13 protein-coding genes are annotated in these 18,067 nt (G+C 73.8%); 7 read left to right on the top strand and 6 right to left on the bottom strand.

Going from position 1 to position 18,067, the window contains the following annotated elements; all coding sequences use genetic code 11:
- Positions 1-144 precede the first annotated feature (144 nt).
- Complete coding sequence (locus IE329_RS03265; protein ID WP_190209224.1) at positions 145-786, bottom strand: MBL fold metallo-hydrolase; 642 nt, start codon at positions 784-786, stop codon at positions 145-147.
- A gap of 63 nt (positions 787-849) precedes the next feature.
- Here IE329_RS03265 and IE329_RS03260 point away from each other — a divergent pair, with 63 nt between their 5' ends.
- On the top strand, positions 850-1,278 hold the full coding sequence (locus IE329_RS03260) for a MarR family winged helix-turn-helix transcriptional regulator (protein ID WP_190209223.1): 429 nt from the start codon (positions 850-852) through the stop codon (positions 1,276-1,278).
- A 141-nt stretch (positions 1,279-1,419) separates the two neighbouring features.
- Here IE329_RS03260 and IE329_RS03255 read toward each other — a convergent pair whose 3' ends face one another.
- Together IE329_RS03255 and rpsA are read right to left on the bottom strand one after the other, a co-directional pair.
- Positions 1,420-3,735: an MMPL family transporter gene (locus IE329_RS03255; protein ID WP_190209222.1), complete on the bottom strand. Its 2,316-nt coding sequence runs from the start codon at positions 3,733-3,735 to the stop codon at positions 1,420-1,422.
- Between the two features lie 308 nt (positions 3,736-4,043).
- Positions 4,044-5,534: a 30S ribosomal protein S1 gene (gene rpsA, locus IE329_RS03250; RefSeq protein ID WP_073921975.1), complete on the bottom strand. Its 1,491-nt coding sequence runs from the start codon at positions 5,532-5,534 to the stop codon at positions 4,044-4,046.
- A gap of 401 nt (positions 5,535-5,935) precedes the next feature.
- Here rpsA and IE329_RS03245 point away from each other — a divergent pair, with 401 nt between their 5' ends.
- Together IE329_RS03245 and hrpB are read left to right on the top strand one after the other, a co-directional pair.
- On the top strand, positions 5,936-6,853 hold the full coding sequence (locus IE329_RS03245; RefSeq protein WP_373311058.1) for a class I SAM-dependent methyltransferase: 918 nt from the start codon (positions 5,936-5,938) through the stop codon (positions 6,851-6,853).
- A gap of 76 nt (positions 6,854-6,929) precedes the next feature.
- A complete protein-coding gene (gene hrpB / locus IE329_RS03240; protein ID WP_190209354.1) occupies positions 6,930-9,479 on the top strand; it encodes an ATP-dependent helicase HrpB in 2,550 nt (849 codons plus the stop codon).
- A 45-nt stretch (positions 9,480-9,524) separates the two neighbouring features.
- On the opposite strand, the gene IE329_RS03235 is transcribed toward hrpB, so the two are convergent.
- From IE329_RS03235 to polA, 3 genes are all read right to left on the bottom strand, one after another.
- Positions 9,525-10,169: a hypothetical protein gene (locus IE329_RS03235; RefSeq protein ID WP_190209220.1), complete on the bottom strand. Its 645-nt coding sequence runs from the start codon at positions 10,167-10,169 to the stop codon at positions 9,525-9,527.
- A 190-nt stretch (positions 10,170-10,359) separates the two neighbouring features.
- Entirely contained in the window at positions 10,360-10,947 is a 588-nt protein-coding gene (locus IE329_RS03230) for a DinB family protein (RefSeq protein ID WP_190209219.1), read from the bottom strand.
- A gap of 324 nt (positions 10,948-11,271) precedes the next feature.
- The gene (gene polA / locus IE329_RS03225) at positions 11,272-13,959 is read right to left on the bottom strand and encodes a DNA polymerase I (protein ID WP_229927143.1); all 2,688 of its coding nucleotides are present in this window, start codon (positions 13,957-13,959) and stop codon (positions 11,272-11,274) included.
- A gap of 255 nt (positions 13,960-14,214) precedes the next feature.
- Between polA and IE329_RS03220 the strand changes: the two genes are divergently transcribed.
- The 4 genes from IE329_RS03220 to IE329_RS03205 all read left to right on the top strand — a co-directional run bounded on the left by IE329_RS03220 (position 14,215) and on the right by IE329_RS03205 (position 18,062).
- Positions 14,215-14,682, top strand: a complete 468-nt coding sequence (locus IE329_RS03220; RefSeq protein WP_073921967.1) for a PaaI family thioesterase — start codon at positions 14,215-14,217, stop codon at positions 14,680-14,682.
- Between the two features lie 551 nt (positions 14,683-15,233).
- Entirely contained in the window at positions 15,234-15,503 is a 270-nt protein-coding gene (locus tag IE329_RS03215) for a hypothetical protein (RefSeq protein WP_190209217.1), read from the top strand.
- A 287-nt stretch (positions 15,504-15,790) separates the two neighbouring features.
- Entirely contained in the window at positions 15,791-17,020 is a 1,230-nt protein-coding gene (locus IE329_RS03210; RefSeq protein WP_190209216.1) for a branched-chain amino acid ABC transporter substrate-binding protein, read from the top strand.
- A 112-nt stretch (positions 17,021-17,132) separates the two neighbouring features.
- Positions 17,133-18,062, top strand: coding sequence for a branched-chain amino acid ABC transporter permease (locus tag IE329_RS03205; protein ID WP_190209215.1), 930 nt, complete (start codon positions 17,133-17,135; stop codon positions 18,060-18,062).
- Positions 18,063-18,067: the final 5 nt, after the last annotated feature.

The raw sequence follows: 18,067 nt of genomic DNA, 5'->3' as shown, positions 1-18,067 counted from the left end.
CTCCGGGCGGGCAGCCGCCCGCCCGGTCCGGGACGGGACTGGACGGGCGGCCGGGAAGGGGACGGGGACGGGGACGGGTGGTGCCGGGTGGTGCCGGGGCGGGCGAAACCGGCGGGAGCGGGCGGCGCCGGGGCCCGGGTCCGGTCAGCCGAGGTCGACCTGCTCCCCCGCCGCGAGCTGCCGCAGCGGTGCGCCCGTCCCCGGGCCGCCCTCGCCGAGCAGCCGGCCGAAGAGCTGCTGCCCCACCTCGCTGAGCACCGCCTCGTGGATCCCGATCGCGTGCGCGGGCTTGACCTCGCGGACGTAGTCGATCAGCTCGGAGGCCTTGCTCCAGGGGGTGCCGGTCGGCACCAGCAGGGTGTCGACCGGGTGCGACGGAACGGTCAGCGCGTCGCCCGGGTGGAAGACCCGCCCGCCCACCGTGAACCCGATGTTGGTGATCCGGGGGATGTCCGGGTGGATCACCGCGTGCCATTCGCCGTGGACGGTGACCGCGACACCGCCCACCTCGAAGGCGTCGCCCTCGCCGACCACGGTCACCCGCTGCCGGACGCCGTCCAGCTGCTCGGCCACCGCGCGGTTGGTCCAGACCCGCAGCGCGGGGTCGGCTTCGAGGGCGGCGCGCAGCTGCGACTCGACGAAGTGGTCGAAGTGCTCGTGCGTGATCAGGACGGCGTCCGCGCCCGCGAGCGCGTCCGGCTCGGTGAACATGCCCGGGTCGATGACGATCGTGGTGTCGCCCTGTCGCAGGCGGACACAGGCGTGGCCCAGCTTGGTCAGCTTCATGACCGCAACCATACAGCAAAGCTGCACAGTTTTGCTGTAGATCCACCCGGTAGGCTGGGGCCCATGAGCACACCCCGGACTCCCGTGGACCCGCTGGAACTCGCCGCCGACCTGCGGGCCGCCCTCGGCAACCTGGTCCGCGCCCTGCGGGTGGGCGACGAACTGCCGCAGAACCAGGCCGGCGTCCTCGGCCTGCTGGTCCGCGAGGGACCCCGCACCACCAGCGAGCTGGCCGAGCGCCAGCGCGTACGCCACCAGTCGATGGCCCGTACGGTGGCCCTGCTCACCGAGGCCGGCCTGGTCCGCCAGGAGCGGCACGCCACCGACGGCCGCAAGCTGCTGGTCGCCGCCACCGAGGCCGGCACCGCCGCCCTGCACGCCCAGCGCGCCCGCCGCGAGGGCGAGATCGCGGCGGCGATCACCGAGCGGCTCACCCCCGAGGAGCAGTCCGTCCTGCGGCAGAGCGTCGAGCTGCTCCGCCGCCTGAGCTGAACCGGCCCGAACACAGGCGGGCGGGCAGGCGCGCGGGCAGGCAGGCGGGCAGGCGAGGGAGCAGACCCGGGTTCACCCGCCCGGCGGCGGCCCTCGGCGCCCGGTCGGCACCCGGTCACCGCTCCTCGCCGGTACTCCGGGTCAGCGTTCGGTCAGCGCTCCGACGAGACCGTCCGCGGCCACCGGCCCGTCCGTCCCGGGGCGCACGGCGGCCTCGGCCGAGGCTTCGGCCAGCTCCTCGTGCCCCGGGCCGCGCTGCGCCGGGAGGACGGCGGCGGCCGCGATCGGCGGCAGTTCGGTGTGCTCGCTGAGGCCGAACCTGCGGTGCAGGCGGCGCAGCGGGGCCGGCGCCCACCAGTTGAACTCGCCGAACAGGGTCATCGCCGCGGGCACCAGCAGGCAGCGGACCAGGGTGGCGTCCACCGCCACCGCCACCGCCAGGGCGATGCCCATCTGCTTGACCATCAGCATGTCGCCGGCGGCGAAGCCCGCGAAGACGATCACCATCAGCAGGGCCGCCGAGGTGATGATCTTCCCGCTGCGTTGCAGCCCGAGCTCGACCGAGCGGGTGCAGCTGTACCCGCGGTCCCGGAGTTCCTTGATCCGGGCGAGCAGGAAGACCTCGTAGTCCATCGAGAGCCCGAAGGCGAAGGCGAACACCAGGACGGGTATGAAGGTCTCCAGGCCGCCGACCGGGCTGAAGCCGAGGAATCCGCTGAACCAGCCGTCCTGGAAGACCAGGGTCAGCGCGCCGAGCGAGGCGCCCAGCGACAGCAGGTTCATCAGCAGGGCCTTGGCCGGCATCACCACCGAGCCGGTCATCAGGAACAGCAGGAGCAGCGTGCCGATCGCGACCAGGCCGAGCGCCCACGGGCCGCGGGTCAGCAGTTCGTGCTGGAAGTCGACCACCGAGGCGGCGCCGCCGGTGACGTAGGTGGTGAGGCCGCCGCGCTCGGCGCGCAGCTCCTTGACCACGTCCTTGGCGGCGGCGCCCTGCGGATCGCCGTGCACCAGGACGTCGACGGTGCTGAGCTGCTCGCCCACCGGGGTGACCGCGCGGACGCCGGCGACGCCGGGCAGCTTGGCCACCACGTCGTCGGCGTAGGCCTGTGCCACCGCCGCGCCGCCGCGGACCACCACGGTGACGGGCGCTGGCGCGACCTGTGGGAAACGCTGGTCCACACTCTCGGCGACCTGCCGGCCGGCCGAGGAGGCGGGCAGCACCGCGGCGCCGGAGTTGCGCATCTCGGCGCCGGCGAACGGCGCCCCGGCGGCGACCAGCAGGGCGGTGCAGGCCAGCGCGACGGGCACCGCCTTCTTACGGACGCGGCGTACGGTGCGGCTGAAGAAGCCCTCGTCGGGGACGGGGGCCGTCGGCGTCCTGATCCGCCGCCCGGCGAAACCGAGCAGGGCCGGCACCAGGGTGAGGGCGGCCGCGACGGCGATCACCACCACGCTCACCCCCGCGGCGGCCACCGCGGCCAGCACCGGACTGGTGAAGACGAAGAGGCCGGAGAGCGCGACGGCCACGGTGAGCCCGGAGAAGGCGACGGTGCGGCCGGCGGTCGCGGCGGTGCGCTCCACGGCGGCGGCGATGCCCGCGCCGTGGCCGCGTTCCTCCCGGAAGCGGTTCACCATCAGCAGCGCGTAGTCGATGGAGAGCCCGAGGCCGAGCACGGTGGCGATCGGCAGCACGCTGGTGTCGATGTCCATGATCTTGCTGAAGCCGAACATGGCCAGCAGGGCGCCGCCGACCGAGGCGACCGCGCCGATCACCGGCAGGCTGGCCGCGGCCAGACCCCCGAACACCAGCACCATCACCACCAGGGTCAGCGGCAGGGTGACGATCTCGCCGAACCGGGTGTCCCGTTCGGTCTGGCTCTTGACCTCCTGCTGGAGCACCAGGTCGCCGCCGACGGTGACCTTGGCGCCGTCGGCGGAGATGCCGGAGAGCCGCTGGGTGACGGCGGAGAGCTGGGCGTTGCTGCTGCCGTCGGTCATCCGGACGGTGACCAGGCTCGCGTTGCCGTCGGCGGAGCGCTGGGCGGCGCCGGATCCGGCGGTGGAGCCGTAGCCGTCGGTGACGGAGGCGACGCCGGGCAGGGCGGTGATCTCGGCGGTGGCCCGGGTGACGGCCGTCCGGACGGCCTGGTCCTCCACGGGCAGACCGTCGACGACGGCGGTGACCGAACCCTTGGCCGGGTCGGCCGCGGTGACCACGGCCGACCCCCGGTCGGCCTCGGAGCTGCCCGGGGCACCGGCGACGGTACCCTCGAACACCCGCCCGCCGATCAGCACGCCGACCACCAGGACCACCGCCCAGAGGCCCAGCACCCAGCGCCGGTGCCGGAAGCAGAACCGCCCGAGGGCGGCGAGCCGGCCGCCCACCTCGGGATCGCCGGACGCCGGAACGTCGGACGCAGGAACGTCGGTGATCACTGCGGAGCTACGGCGCATATGCGGGGGGTGCCTTGCTTCAGGGGCCGGATGACGGCCCGATCGGGCAACTCAACCCAAGGTAGGCGCTAAGGCATGAAAGGCCCATAGGGGTGTGATGAGCCCCTTATCACAAAAATCCCTCACATAATGAACCCATAAGTGAACGGGCTCCCCGGGTGCCGGCGGCAGGCGGGCAGGCGGGCAGGCGGGCAGGCTGATGCGACGCGGAAACGCATGAACCCCCGCCCGGTTCCCCGGGCGGGGGTTCATGTCAGCCGGTGCTCAGCTCAGCGCGGGGCCGAGCCGGGTCCAGTGGGGGCGAGAGCTCAGCTCTGGCCGCCCGCCAGCTTCTCACGCAGTGCGGCGAGCGCCTCGTCCGAAGCGAGAGCGCCGGAGCCCTCGTCGCTGCTGGAGGAGTACGAGCCACCGGCGGCGGCGGCAACAGCGTCGCCACCCTCGGCAGCGGCCTCGGCGTCGGCCTCACGGCTCTTGATGACCTGGGCCTGGTGCTGCTCGAAGCGGGTCTGCGCCTCGGCGTACTGGCGCTCCCACTCCTCACGCTGCTTCTCGAAGCCGGGCAGCCAGTCGTTCGCCTCGGGGTCGAAGCCCTCCGGGTAGATGTAGTTGCCCTGGTCGTCGTACGAGGCAGCCATGCCGTACAGGGTCGGGTCGAACTCGACCGAGGCCGGGTCGGCACCGAGCGACTCGTTGGCCTGCTTCAGCGAGAGGCTGATGCGACGACGCTCGAGGTCGATGTCGATGACCTTGACGAAGATCTCGTCGCCGACCTGGACGACCTGCTCCGGGATCTCCACGTGGCGCTCGGCCAGCTCGGAGATGTGGACCAGACCCTCGATGCCCTCGTCCACGCGGACGAACGCACCGAACGGAACCAGCTTGGTGACCTTACCCGGGACGACCTGGCCGATCTGGTGCGTACGGGCGAACTGCTGCCACGGGTCCTCCTGGGTCGCCTTCAGCGACAGGGAGACGCGCTCGCGGTCCATGTCAACGTCGAGAACCTCGACGGTGACCTCCTGGCCGACCTCGACAACCTCGGACGGGTGGTCGATGTGCTTCCAGGACAGCTCGGAGACGTGGACGAGACCGTCGACGCCACCCAGGTCCACGAAGGCACCGAAGTTGACGATCGAGGAGACGACGCCGGAGCGCACCTGGCCCTTCTGCAGGGTGGTGAGGAAGGTCTGGCGGACCTCGCTCTGGGTCTGCTCCAGCCAGGCACGGCGGGACAGGACCACGTTGTTGCGGTTCTTGTCCAGCTCGATGATCTTGGCCTCGAGCTCCTTGCCCACGTAGGGCTGGAGGTCGCGGACGCGGCGCATCTCGACGAGCGAGGCCGGCAGGAAGCCACGGAGGCCGATGTCGAGGATGAGACCACCCTTGACGACCTCGATGACGGTACCGGTGACGATGCCGTCCTCTTCCTTGATCTTCTCGATCGTGCCCCAGGCGCGCTCGTACTGCGCGCGCTTCTTGGACAGGATCAGACGACCCTCCTTGTCCTCCTTCTGGAGAACCAGGGCCTCGATCTCGTCGCCGACCTTGACGACCTCGTGCGGGTCAACGTCGTGCTTGATCGAGAGCTCGCGGGACGGGATGACGCCCTCGGTCTTGTAACCGATGTCGAGGAGGACCTCGTCACGGTCGACCTTCACGATGATGCCCTCGACGATGTCGCCATCGTTGAAGTACTTGATGGTCTCGTCGATCGCCGCGAGGAAGGCCTCTGCGTCGCCGATGTCGTTGACCGCAACCTGCGGGGTGGTGCTGAGGGAGGAGTCGGTGGGGCTCGTCATTAGGAAAAGGGCTCCGGTACGGACATGAAGTCGTAGGTAATGCCACGCGGAGGGCCCGTATCGCTCCCACCGAAAGCCGGACAGCCAAAGGCACGGCGCACCGGTGTTTCCCGAAAATCCGAGAACCGGTGTCCGTCTTGCGACCGTGGGGTCTTCGACAGATGCGAGCGCGACCTGCTCCGTCCGAGGCGCGCAGGCCCGCAGCGCAACTTGTAGCATACGGGGACAGCCAGGCACGGTCAACGCCAACGAAGGCGAGACGGTGGAGGCCGGTGTGGATCAGGCCATATCCTCGCAACCAAGCCCCGAACACCCCGGCCTGAGCCGGTGTGCAGGGTGGCAGCCGCAGGGGCCCGCTCCCCGGATGCCACCACTCCCGACCTGACCTGTACGGAACAGTTCTGGAGCAGCGGCGCTTTCCGCAGACGACACCCTACGCGACGGGCACTACCACCTTGGCCACCACCCCTGATCCTCTGCTCGAACCGGCGCCCGGAACGCTGCCGGACGAGGACGACGACGACGCCCTCCGGCGGTCCGCCGAGGCCGGCGAGAGCAGCCGGGCCAGCCGGCACTGGTGGGACCGCAACGCGGACGAATACCAGGACGAGCACGGCGAGTTCCTCGGCGACGACCGGTTCACCTGGTGCCCCGAGGGCCTCGACGAGGGCGAGGCGCGGCTGCTCGGCGACCCCGCCTCCTGGAAGGGCGCCGACATCCTGGAAATCGGTGCGGGCGCCGCGCAGTGCTCGCGCTGGCTCGCCGCCCGCGGCGCCCGGCCGGTCGCGCTGGACATCTCCTACCGCCAGCTCCAGCACTCCCGGCGGATCGACCTCGGGCGCGGCGGCCCGGTCGTCCCCGTCGTGCAGGCCGACGCGGCCGTGCTGCCGTTCGCGGACGGCTCCTTCGACCTGGCCTGCTCGGCCTACGGCGCGGTGCCCTTCAGCGCCGACACCGAGGGGCTGATGCGCGAGGTCCACCGGGTGCTGCGGCCCGGCGGGCGCTGGGTCTTCTCGGTCACCCACCCGATCCGCTGGGCCTTCCCCGACGAGCCCGGCGTCGAAGGGCTGACCGCCACCGCCTCGTACTTCGACCGCACCCCGTACGTCGAGCAGGACGAGCAGGGCCGCGCCACCTACGTCGAGCACCACCGCACCCTCGGCGACCGGGTGCGGGAGCTGACCGGAGCCGGGTTCCGGCTGCTCGACCTGGTCGAGCCCGAGTGGCCCGAGGGCCACGAGCAGGAGTGGGGCGGCTGGAGCCCGCTGCGCGGCCGGCTCTTCCCCGGCACCGCGATCTTCGTCTCGCAGCGGGACTGACCCGGCCGTGACGGACGACGCCTCGGCCCCCGCCACCACCGGCCCGCGGCCCCCGGGCGCCGGCTCCCCGGCGCCGCTGAACCCCGCCTGGCTCGACCTGCCGGTCCGCGCGGCCGTCCCCGCCCTGCAGCGGGCGCTGGCCGAGCACGGCGGCGCCGCCGTGCTCGCGGCCCCGCCCGGCACCGGCAAGACCACCCTGGTACCGCTCGCGCTGGCCGGGCTGGTGCCCGAACTGCCCGGGCCGGGCCACCGGGTGCTGGTGGCCGAGCCGCGCCGGCTGGCCGTCCGGGCGGCCGCCCGCCGGATGGCCTGGCTGCTCGGCGAGCAGCCCGGCGGCCGCGTCGGGTACACCATCCGCGGCGAGCGGCGGGCCGGGCCGGACACCGTGGTCGAGGTGGTCACCACCGGCGTGCTGCTGCAGCGGCTCCAGCGCGACCCCGAACTGGCCGGCGTGGACACCGTGGTCCTGGACGAGTGCCACGAACGGCACCTGGACGCGGACACCGCGCTGGCCTTCCTGCTGGACGTCCGGGCCACCCTGCGGCCGGAGCTGCGGGTGCTCTGCGCCTCCGCCACCTCCGACACCGACGCCTGGGCGCGGCTGCTCGGCGACGAGCGCGGCGCCGCGCCGGTGGTCGAGGCGCACGGCACCTCGCACGCCGTCGAGATCCTCCAGGCGCCCCCGCCACGCGCCGTGCGCCCCCCGCAGGGCACCCGAACGGACCCCCTGCTGCTCGAACACGTGGCCGCCACCGTCCGCCGCGCCCTCGGGGAGCGGGACGGGGACCTGCTCTGCTTCCTGCCCGGCGTGGGGGAGATCGCCCGGGTCGCCGGGCTGCTCGCCGGCGTCCCCGCCGAGGTGCTCCAACTGCACGGCCGCGCGCCGCAGGCCGTCCAGGACGCCGCCCTCACCGCCGGCGCCGGCCGCCGGGTCATCCTGGCCACCTCGGTCGCCGAGTCCTCGCTGACCGTGCCCGGGGTGCGGATCGTGGTCGACTCCGGGCTCGCCCGCGAACCACGCACCGACCACGCCCGCGGACTCTCCGCACTGGTGACCGTCCGGGCCTCGCTGGCCGCCGCCCGCCAGCGGGCCGGCCGGGCCGGCCGCGAGGCGCCCGGAGTCGTCCACCGCTGCTGGCAACAGGCCGAGGACGCCCTCGCCGCGCCGTTCCCCACCCCCGAGATCGCCCTCGCCGACCTCACCTCCTTCGCCCTCCAGGCCGCCTGCTGGGGCGACCCGGACGCGCACGGCCTCGCCCTGCCCGACCGGCCCCCCGCCGGGGCGATGGCCGCCGCCCGGCAGACCCTGCAGGCCCTCGGCGCCGTCGACGAGCAGGGCCGGGCCACCCCCCGCGGCACCCGGATCGCCCGCACCGGCCTGCACCCGCGCCTGGCCCGGGCGCTGCTCGACGGCGCCCGGCTGGTCGGCTCCCGGCGGGCCGCCGAACTCGTCGCCCTGCTCTCCGAGGAGCCGCCGCGCGCGCTCGGGGACGACCTCGGCGCCGTCTGGCGCAGCGTCCGCGGCGGCCACGACCCCTACGCCGGCCGGTGGCGCGAGGAGTCCCGCCGACTGCGCCGGAGCCTGGACGAGACGCCCGCCACGGCGCTGCCGGACGCCTCCGCGGCCGGGCTGGTGGTCGCGCTGGCCTTCCCCGAACGGATCGCCCGCGCCCGGGTGGAGAAGCCCGAGCCCGGCGCCCGCAGCCCGTACCTGATGGCCTCGGGCACCGCCGCCGAGACCGCCCCCGGCACCGCCCTGACCGGCCTGCCCTGGCTCGCCGTCGCGGTCGCCGACCGGCCCGCCGGCGCCCCCTCGGCCCGGATCCTGCACGCCGCCGCGCTGGACGAGGAGACCGCCCGGCTGGCCGGCGCGCCGCTGCTGGCCGGCCGGGCCGAAGTCCGCTGGGCGATACCGCCCGGCGGCCGGCGCGGCGAACTGACGGCCCGCCGGGTCGAGTCGCTCGGCGCGCTGGAACTCGCCTCCGCGCCGCTGTCCGCCCCCGACCCGGCGCTGGTCCGGGCCGCCCTGCTGGACGGGCTCGCCCGCGAGGGCGTCGGCGAGCTGCTGAGCTGGCCGCCGGCGGCGGTGGCACTGCGCGAGCGGCTCGGGTTCCTGCACCGCACCCTGGGCGCGCCCTGGCCCGACGTCGGCGACCAGGCGCTGCTGGCCGCGGCCGGGGACTGGCTGGAACCCGAACTCTCCCGGGCCCGCCGGCGCTCCGCCCTGGAGCGGATCGACACCGCCGCCGCCCTGCAGCGCCTGCTGCCCTGGGCGACCGGCGAGGCCGGGCGGCTCGACGAGCTGGCCCCGGAGCGGATCACGGTGCCCTCCGGCTCCCGGATCCGGGTCGACTACACCGGGGACCGGCCCGTCCTGGCCGTCAAACTGCAGGAGTTGTTCGGCTGGGCCGCCGCCCCGGCGCTGGCCGGCGGGCGGGCCCCGCTCACCGTCCACCTGCTCTCGCCGGCCGGCCGGCCCGCCGCCGTCACCGGCGACCTCGCCTCCTTCTGGCGGGAGGGGTACCGCGCCGTGCGCGCCGAGCTGCGCGGCCGCTACCCGCGCCACCCGTGGCCGGAGGACCCGACCGCCGCCGAGCCCACCAGGCGGCTCAACCCGCGCACCTGACGCCCGGCCGGCGGCGACCGGGCCGACGGGCCGTCACCCCCGGCGTCAGCCCGGCAGGTTGCCGGGGGTGGCCGCCGATGCCGACGGCCTGGGCAGCGGGGTGCCGGTCTGCACCTTGTCGCAGGTCAGGATCTGGCCGGTCGCCGGGCTGCGGACGCAGTCGGGGTTCTCGACCGCGTGGCCGGTGCCGCAGGTGGTCCCGCAGGGCTGCGGGGAGACGGTGGTCGGGTCCGGCCGACGGGTCGTCGCGCCGCCCTTCGGGGACGGGCTCCTGGTGACGGCCGGGGCGGCCGCCGGACGCGTGGCGGCCGGGGCCGCGGCCGGGCCCGGCCCGGACGGCGGCCCGGCCGGGGGTGTCACCGCGGGCGTCGCCGACGGGCTCGCGGACGGCGCTCCCGACGGGGTTGCGGACGGCGCTCCCGGCGCAGTACCGGACGGTGGGCCGGACGGCGTCGCCTGCGGCGGGGCCGTCGAGGCGGACGGCCGGGCGGCCGCGGGCGCGGCCGGCGATTCCTGGCCGGCCAGCGCCCAGGCGGCTCCGCCGGTCAGCAGGAGCGCCACCGCCACGGCGCCCGCCGCCACCCACCGGGCCCGCCGTCCGCGCAGCCCCGCCCTCACCCGCCCGGGGCCGGCCGGCCCGGCCCCGTCCGACCGGTCCTCGTTGCGCCCGTCCTCGCCCAGCCCGGACATACCGTCCCGCCTCCGACCATGACCACCCGCCGCACCCGGTGCGCACGCGGGACCGGCCGGAGCCTACTGCCTGCCCCGCGCCGGGTGATCACCGCCCGGGAGCCGAACCGTCCGCGGTGGTGGGCCGCCCCCCGCGGGACGACCCCCGTTCACCCGGCGGGGAGGCACGGCCCCTGACGGTCCGCCGGCCTCAGCCGGCGGGGGTGGCGGGCTCCCACGGGTCGAACCAGGGGTCGGGCCACCGCTCGGCCGCCGCGATCAGCGGGTACAGCGTGGCGCCGTCCAGGGTCTCGCGGATGATGTCGGCGTGGCCGCCGTGCCGCGCGGTCTCCTCGATCAGGTGCAGCAGCACCCATCGCACCGACCACTCCTCCACCTCGGCGGGGAACCACGGCACGCCCCGCGGGACGGGGACGCCCCGGCCCAGGTCGGCGATGCCTGCGACGGCCGCGTCGGTCTCCGCGGTCGCCAGCTCGTAGTCGGCCAGCAGGCCCGCCAGGGTCTCGCCGGGCGCGGGCAGGAACTCGGGGGCGTCCGACTCCTCGGCCGTGCGCTGCGGGGCGGTGGAGAGCCCCAGGACGAGCTTCGTCCAGCCGCGCTCGCAGCGCGCGGCGTGCTTGATCAGACCGGCGATGCTCAGCTCGCTGGCGGACGGGGTGGCCCACCCCTGCTCCTCGGTGAGGCCGTGCGCGGTGACGCGCAGCAACTGGCGCTGCTGGGTGAGGAAGGCGAGCAGCGCTGTGCGCTCGTCGGCGACCGGCGGTGCGAGTCCGGGCATGGGTGGCGCCTTTCGGTACGGGTGGTGGGTGGGGCCCCTCCGGTCCCGGCCGGCCCCGGCCCGGCGGGTGCGGTGCCCGATGTCGGTGTCGGGTGCGGCGCCCTGTCGGTGTCGGGTGCGGTGCCGGGGTGGAGTGCCCGGGACGACCCTTCACGTTTGGGCGCACCGGCGTCAACGGTTTGGTGAAATGTTTTTCAGAAAGTTGCTGCAAGAGATTTCAGAAGCGTCTTCGGACAGCACACCGCCCCGCCCCCGGCGATCCGGGGACGGGGCGGTGGCGCACAGGTGCGCGGTTCACCCGGGCTCGACGGCCGGGGCGGCCGGTCAGTGCGCGGCGCTCTCCCAGTTCGGGCCGACGCCCACCGAGACGTCCAGCGGGGCCCGCAGCGGGTACGCGCCGGCCATCTGCTCGCGGACGATCGCCTCCACCCGCTCCCGCTCCCCGGGGGCCAGCTCCAGGACGATTTCGTCGTGCACCTGCAGCAGCATCCGGGAGGCCAGCCCGGCCTCCCGCAGCGCGTCGTCCACCTTCAGCATCGCGATCTTGACGATGTCGGCGGCCGAACCCTGGATCGGGGCGTTCAGCGCCATCCGCTCGGCCATCTCGCGGCGCTGGCGGTTGTCGCTGTTCAGGTCGGGCAGGTGCCGGCGGCGCCCCAGCAGGGTCTCGGTGTAACCGGTCGCGCGGGCCTCCTCCACCACCCGGTGCAGGTACTCCCGGACCCCGCCGAACCGCTCGAAGTAGGTGTCCATCAGGCCCTGCGCCTCGCCGGGCTTGATCCCGAGCTGCTGGGACAGCCCGTACGCGGAGAGGCCGTACGCCAGGCCGTAGGACATCGCCTTGATCTTGCGGCGCATCTCGGCGTCCACCGCGCCCGGCTCGACGCCGAAGACCTGCGAGGCGACCGTGGTGTGCAGGTCCTCGCCGCCGGCGAAGGCCTCCAGCAGGGCCTCGTCCTCGGAGAGGTGCGCCATGATGCGCAGCTCGATCTGGGAGTAGTCGGCGGTGAGCAGCGACTCGAAGCCCTCGCCGACGACGAAGGCCCGGCGGATCGCGCGGCCCTCCTCGGTGCGGACCGGGATGTTCTGCAGGTTCGGGTCCTGCGAGGAGAGCCGGCCGGTGGCGGCGACCATCTGGTTGAAGGTGGTGTGGATCCGGCCCTGCGGGGAGACCGTCTTGAGCAGGCCCTCCACCGTGGTGCGCAGCTTGGCCTGGTCGCGGTGGCGCAGCAGGATGACCGGCAGCTCGTTGTCGGTCTGGGTGGCCAGCCAGCCGAGGGCGTCGGCGTCGGTCGTGTACCCGGTCTTGATCTTCTTGGTCTTGGGCAGCGCCAGCTCGCCGAAGAGGATCTCCTGCAGCTGCTTGGGCGAGCCGAGGTTGAACTCGTGGCCGGCGGCGGCGTGCGCCTCCTCCACCACGCGCTGGATCTCGGTGGCGAACTGCGACTCCAGGCCGGTCAGCCAGGCCCGGTCGGCGGCGATGCCGGTGCGCTCCATCCGGGCGAGCAGAGCGGCGATCGGCAGCTCCATGTCGCGGAGCAGCTCGGTGGCGCCGGCCGCGGCGAGGCGGGGCTCGAAGAGCGCGGCGAGGTCGAGCACCGTCCGGGCCTGGACCATCAGCGCGCGGGCGCCGGCGGTGCTGTCCTCCTCCGGCGCGTCGAAGCTGAGCTGGCCGCTCTCGGCGGCGGCCGCGGGGGCCAGCGAGCGGGAGAGGTACTCCTCGGCGAGCACCTCCAGGGTGAAGGTGCGCCGGCCGGGCTTCTCCAGGTAGGCGGCGAGGGCGGTGTCGGCGACCACGCCCGCGACCTGCCAGCCCTGCTCGGCGAAGGCCCGCATCACCTGCTTGGCGATGTGCAGGGCCTTGGGGCGCAGCGGGTCGGCCAGCCAGGCGGTGAAGGCGGTGTCGTCCTGCTCGCCGAGGGCGGCCGGGTCGAACCAGGCGGCGGCCTCGCCGGCGGCCAGCGCGACCTCCTGGACGCTGCCCTCGCCCTGGCCCCAGGTGTAGACGGCGGCCAGCGCGACGGGGTCGGTGGCGCCGGCGGCGTGCTCGGCGAGCCAGCCGGCCAGGGCGCCGGGCTCGGTGAGCAGGTCGCCGTCGACCTCGATGCCGGGGGCGACCTCGGCCTCGGCGCTCTCCTGCGCGGCCCCGGGGTCGATGCCGAAGATCCGGTCGCGGAAGTTGCTGTTGCGGAACTCCAGCGACTCCATCAGCTGGCCGACGGCCTCCCGGTCGAAGGCGGTGCGGTGCAGGTCGGCGACGGTGAGCGGGAGTTCGACGTCACGGACCAGCTCGGTGAGGACGCGGTTGCGCTTGACCGAGTCGAGGTGCTCGCGGAGCTTCTCGCCGATCTTCCCCTTGACCTGGTCGGCGTTGGCGATCAGCTCGTCGAAGGAACCGAACTGGTTGACCCACTTCGCGGCGGTCTTCTCGCCGACGCCGGGGATGCCGGGCAGGTTGTCCGACGGGTCGCCGCGCAGGGCCGCGAGGTCGGGGTACTGGGTGGGGGTGACGCCGTACTTCTCGGCGACCTTCTCCGGGGTGTAGCGGGTCAGCTCGGAGACGCCCTTGGTGGGGTAGAGCACGGTGACCCGCTCGCTCACCAGCTGGAGGGAGTCCCGGTCGCCGGTGACGATGTCGACGTCGAAGCCCTCGGCCGCGGCGGCGGTGGCGAGGGTGGCGATGATGTCGTCGGCCTCGAAGTTCTCGACCGTCATCCGGGGGACGTTCATCGCGTCGAGCAGTTCGCCGATCAGGCCGACCTGGCTCTTGAACTCGTCCGGCGTCTTGGCCCGGTTGGCCTTGTAGTCGGGGAACTCCGCCGAGCGGAAGGTCTGCCGGGAGAGGTCGAAGGCGACCGCGAGGTGGGTCGGCTGCTCGTCCCGCACGGTGTTGGCGAGCATCGAGGCGAAGCCGTACACCGCGTTGGTGGGCTGGCCGGTGGAGGTGTTGAAGTTCTCCACGGGCAGTGCGTAGAAGGCCCGGTAGGCCATCGAATGCCCGTCGAGCAGCATCAGCCGGGGCCGCGGGCCGGCCCCGTCGCCACCCGTCGCGCCCTTACCCGTACTCTGCGTAGCCACGTCAACGTCCCGTTCCTGCCGATTCCACTGCCGGTCACCGATCCTATGGCCCGCCACCGACATCGGACGCGAGGACGAGGGCGGGGACGGGGCGCCGCGACACCGCCGGGAGCGGCCGCTACCGCCGGGTAGGGCGGTCGTACGATCACAGCAGCACGATGACGTGACCCCCGACCGGCAGGAGCTCCCATGACCGACGCCGCCCCCACCGACCCGGCCCCCGTCCTGGACGTCCCGCAGGACGTCCTGGACCACTTCGCCAAGCTCGGCGTCGACCCCTCCACCTTCTCCGGCGGCCACCTCGGCGACCGGCTCGGCATCAAGGTCGTCGAGGCCTCCGGGGACCGCGTGGTGGGCACCATGCCGGTCGAGGGCAACCAGCAGCCGTACGGGCTGCTGCACGGCGGCGCCTCGGCGGCGCTGGCCGAGACCCTGGGCTCGATCGGCGCGATGCTGCACGCCGGCCCGGGGCGCTACGCGGTCGGCGTGGACCTGAACGCCACCCACCACCGCTCGGCCACCACCGGCCTGGTCACCGGCGTGGCGACGGCGGTCTTCAAGGGGCGGACGGCGGCCACCTACGAGATCGCGATCACCGACGACACCGGCCGCCGGATCACCAGCTGCCGGCTGACCTGCATGCTGCGCGACCTCTGACACCGCCTGGCACCACCCGGCCCAACCTGTCGCCCTCTTGTTCGACCATGGCGTTTGGCAACTGCCCCACCCGGGCAGGCCCTTGGTCCAGACAAGGGGGCGGCGGCATGTCCGGAACAGGACGCGGGCGGGGTGGGCGGCCGCGCCGCGCCCCGGCCCGCGGGGCGGGCCCGGCCGGGGGCGGCGCGGGCACCGTGGCGGCCGCCGCGACAGGCGCCCCGGCCGCCCCCGCGACGGCCCCCGCGACAGCCCGCGCGACGGCTCCGGCGCCCCTTCGCACCCCTTCGGGCCACGGCCGCCCCCGGCCGCAGCCGGTGTCCGACCCGGCGTCAGCCCCCTTGCCCCGCAGGCCATCCGGCCGCCGCGGTCGCGCTCGCACCGCCCCCGGCCACGGCCGGCCGGTGCCGGCGCCGACCGCGAACGACCCGCCGCCGGACCGGCCGGTCCGGTCCGGGTGCGCCCGGACGGGCCGGAGGGCCGCCGCCGGCCGGCCGCTCCCGGACGCCGGCGCCTCCGTCGCCGGGCCCGTCACCGACGGGCCCGTCACCGACGTGGACCTGCCGATCCGGGTGACACCCGGTCAGCCCGTGGAGGAGGATGTCCGGTACGTGGTCACCGAGCGCCTTGCGGCAGCTGCGGAGGCCGGACTTCCGTTCCTGGATGTAACGCTGCGTAACACGCGGGCAATCCAGGCCGCCCGCCGGGACCTCGGCCCGCACGACGCCCTCGACCTCGCCCGGAACCAGCGCGCCACCCGCCCCATGTCCGATATCCGGACACCTGTGACCGGGGTCAGCGCGCCGGACAGTGACGTCCGGTGAGCGGACACACCAGCAGTCACCTGCACTTCTGAGCCTTACATCCGATCACCACACGAGATACCCCCCGGTAGCACCGGCTCGGAGGGCCGGGAAGCGCCACATCCTGAGACACCGGCCCAGGATGCGCATAACAAGAGAATCACAGCCTGCCCACACCCCTCCACGAGGCGCCCACGGGCATCTAGAGTCACGGCCAGTCACCGCGCCACTGGATTGGGCCTGGCCCCAGCGCGCGACCCGGCACCCGCCACCTCTGGCGCCGTGCTTCCTGACAGAAGGGGACCCTCGTGCGTCATCGTTCAGCGCTTGTCGTGAGCATCGCCGTCATCGGAGCGCTCAGCCTCTCCGCCTGCGGCTCCCGCGACGAGAAGAAGGCCGGCGACACCGCCGGCGGCGCCTCCACCACCGTCACCATCGGCGTGGACGCCCCGCTCACCGGCGACCTCTCCGCCCTCGGCCTCGGGATCAAGAACTCCGTCGACCTCGCCGTCAAGCAGGCCAACGAGAAGAACGAGGTCCCCGGCGTCAAGTTCCAGATCAAGGCCCTGGACGACACCGCCAAGCCGGCCCCCGGCCAGCAGAACGCCACCCAGCTCGTCGCGGACAACTCCGTGATCGGCGTCGTCGGCCCGCTGAACTCCAGCGTCGCCCAGTCGATGCAGCAGATCTTCAACGACGCCAACCTGGTCCAGATCTCCCCCGCCAACACCGGCGTCGCGCTCAGCCAGGGCGAGAAGTGGGCCACCGGCACCAAGGCCCGCCCCTTCAAGTCCTACTTCCGCACGGCCACCACCGACGCCGTGCAGGGCCCGTTCGCCGCCCAGTACCTCTTCAAGGACGCGAAGAAGACCAAGGTCTTCCTCATCGACGACCAGAAGACCTACGGCGCCGGCCTCGCCGCCACCTTCAAGGGCGAGTACACCAAGCTCGGCGGCACCATCGTCGGCGAGGAGCACGTCAACCCGGACGACCGCGACTTCAGCGCCATCGCCACCAAGGTCAAGACCTCCGGCGCCGACGCCGTCTACTACGGCGGCGAGTACCCGGCCGCGGGCCCGCTCTCGCTCCAGCTCAAGGACGCCGGCGCCAACATCCCGCTGATGGGCGGCGACGGCATCCAGAGCGGCGACTTCATCAAGCTCAACCCGAAGAGCCAGGGCGACCTCGCCACCGCCGTCGGCCTGCCCGTCGAGCAGCTCCCGACCGCCGCGAAGTTCATCGCCGACTACGCCGCGGCCGGCTACAAGGACAAGTACGAGACCTACGGCGGCTACTCCTACGACAGCGCCTGGGCCATCATCCAGGGCGTCAAGGCCGTCGTCGCGGCCAACGGCGGCAAGCTGCCCGAGAAGCCCCGCGAGAAGGTCGTCGAGGCCGTCCAGAAGATCTCCTTCGACGGCGTGACCGGCAAGGTCTCCTTCGACGAGTTCGGTGACACCACCAACAAGCAGCTCACCGTCTACGCCGTCAAGGACGCCGCGTGGGCCGTGGAGAAGTCCGGCACCTTCGCCGGCTGACCCGCACCAGCCTGACGGACACACCGAACCGACCGCGCGGGGGCGCCACGAGTGCCCCCGCGCGCGCCCACATCCCCCACCCACGCGGACAACGCACAACGGAGGCCCAGCGGTGCACGATCTACCGCAACAGCTGGCCAACGGCCTGATCCTCGGCGCCCTCTACGGCCTCGTCGCGATCGGCTACACGATGGTCTACGGCATCGTCCAGCTCATCAACTTCGCCCACGGCGAGATCTTCATGGTCGGCGGCTTCGGCGCCCTGACCGCCTACCTCGCCCTGCCCGGCGGCACCACCCTCTGGCTCGCCGTACCCCTCATGCTGATCGCCGGCATCCTGGTGTCCACCCTGGTCGCCGTCGGCGCCGAGCGCTTCGCCTACCGGCCGCTGCGCAGCGCCCCCCGCCTCGCACCGCTGATCACCGCGATCGGCCTCTCGATCGTCCTCCAGCAGCTCGTCTTCTCCTTCTACCCCGACGCGAAGAAGGCCCGGGTCTTCCCGAAGATCCCCGGTGACCCGTTCGAGCTGGCCTCCGTCACGATCCAGCGCAGCGACATCTTCCTGATCATCGCCGCCCCGATCTGCATGCTCATCCTCGGCTGGTTCGTCGCCCGCACCCGCTCCGGGCGCGCGATGCAGGCCACCAGCCAGGACCCCGACACCGCCAAGCTCATGGGCATCGACACCGACCGCGTGATCGTGATGGCCTTCGCCATCGGCGCCGCGTTCGCCGCCGTCGCCGCCGTCGCCTACGGCCTGCGCACCGGCCAGGTCGACTTCCGGATGGGCTTCATCCTCGGCCTCAAGGCGTTCACCGCGGCCGTCCTCGGCGGCATCGGCAACATCTACGGCGCCATGCTCGGCGGCCTCGCCCTCGGCCTCGCCGAAGGCCTCGCCACCGCCTACATCCAGCACATCCCCGGCATGCACCTCTTCGGTGGCGGCGCCTGGAAGGACGTCTGGGCCTTCGTACTCCTCATCGTCGTCCTCCTCGTCAGGCCCCAGGGGCTGCTCGGCGAGCGCGTCGCGGACAGGGCGTGACCACC

The sequence above is a fragment of the Kitasatospora indigofera genome, from assembly GCF_014655955.1.
GTDB lineage: Bacteria > Actinomycetota > Actinomycetes > Streptomycetales > Streptomycetaceae > Kitasatospora > Kitasatospora indigofera.
This window is presented reverse-complemented; position numbering and strand designations above follow the sequence as displayed.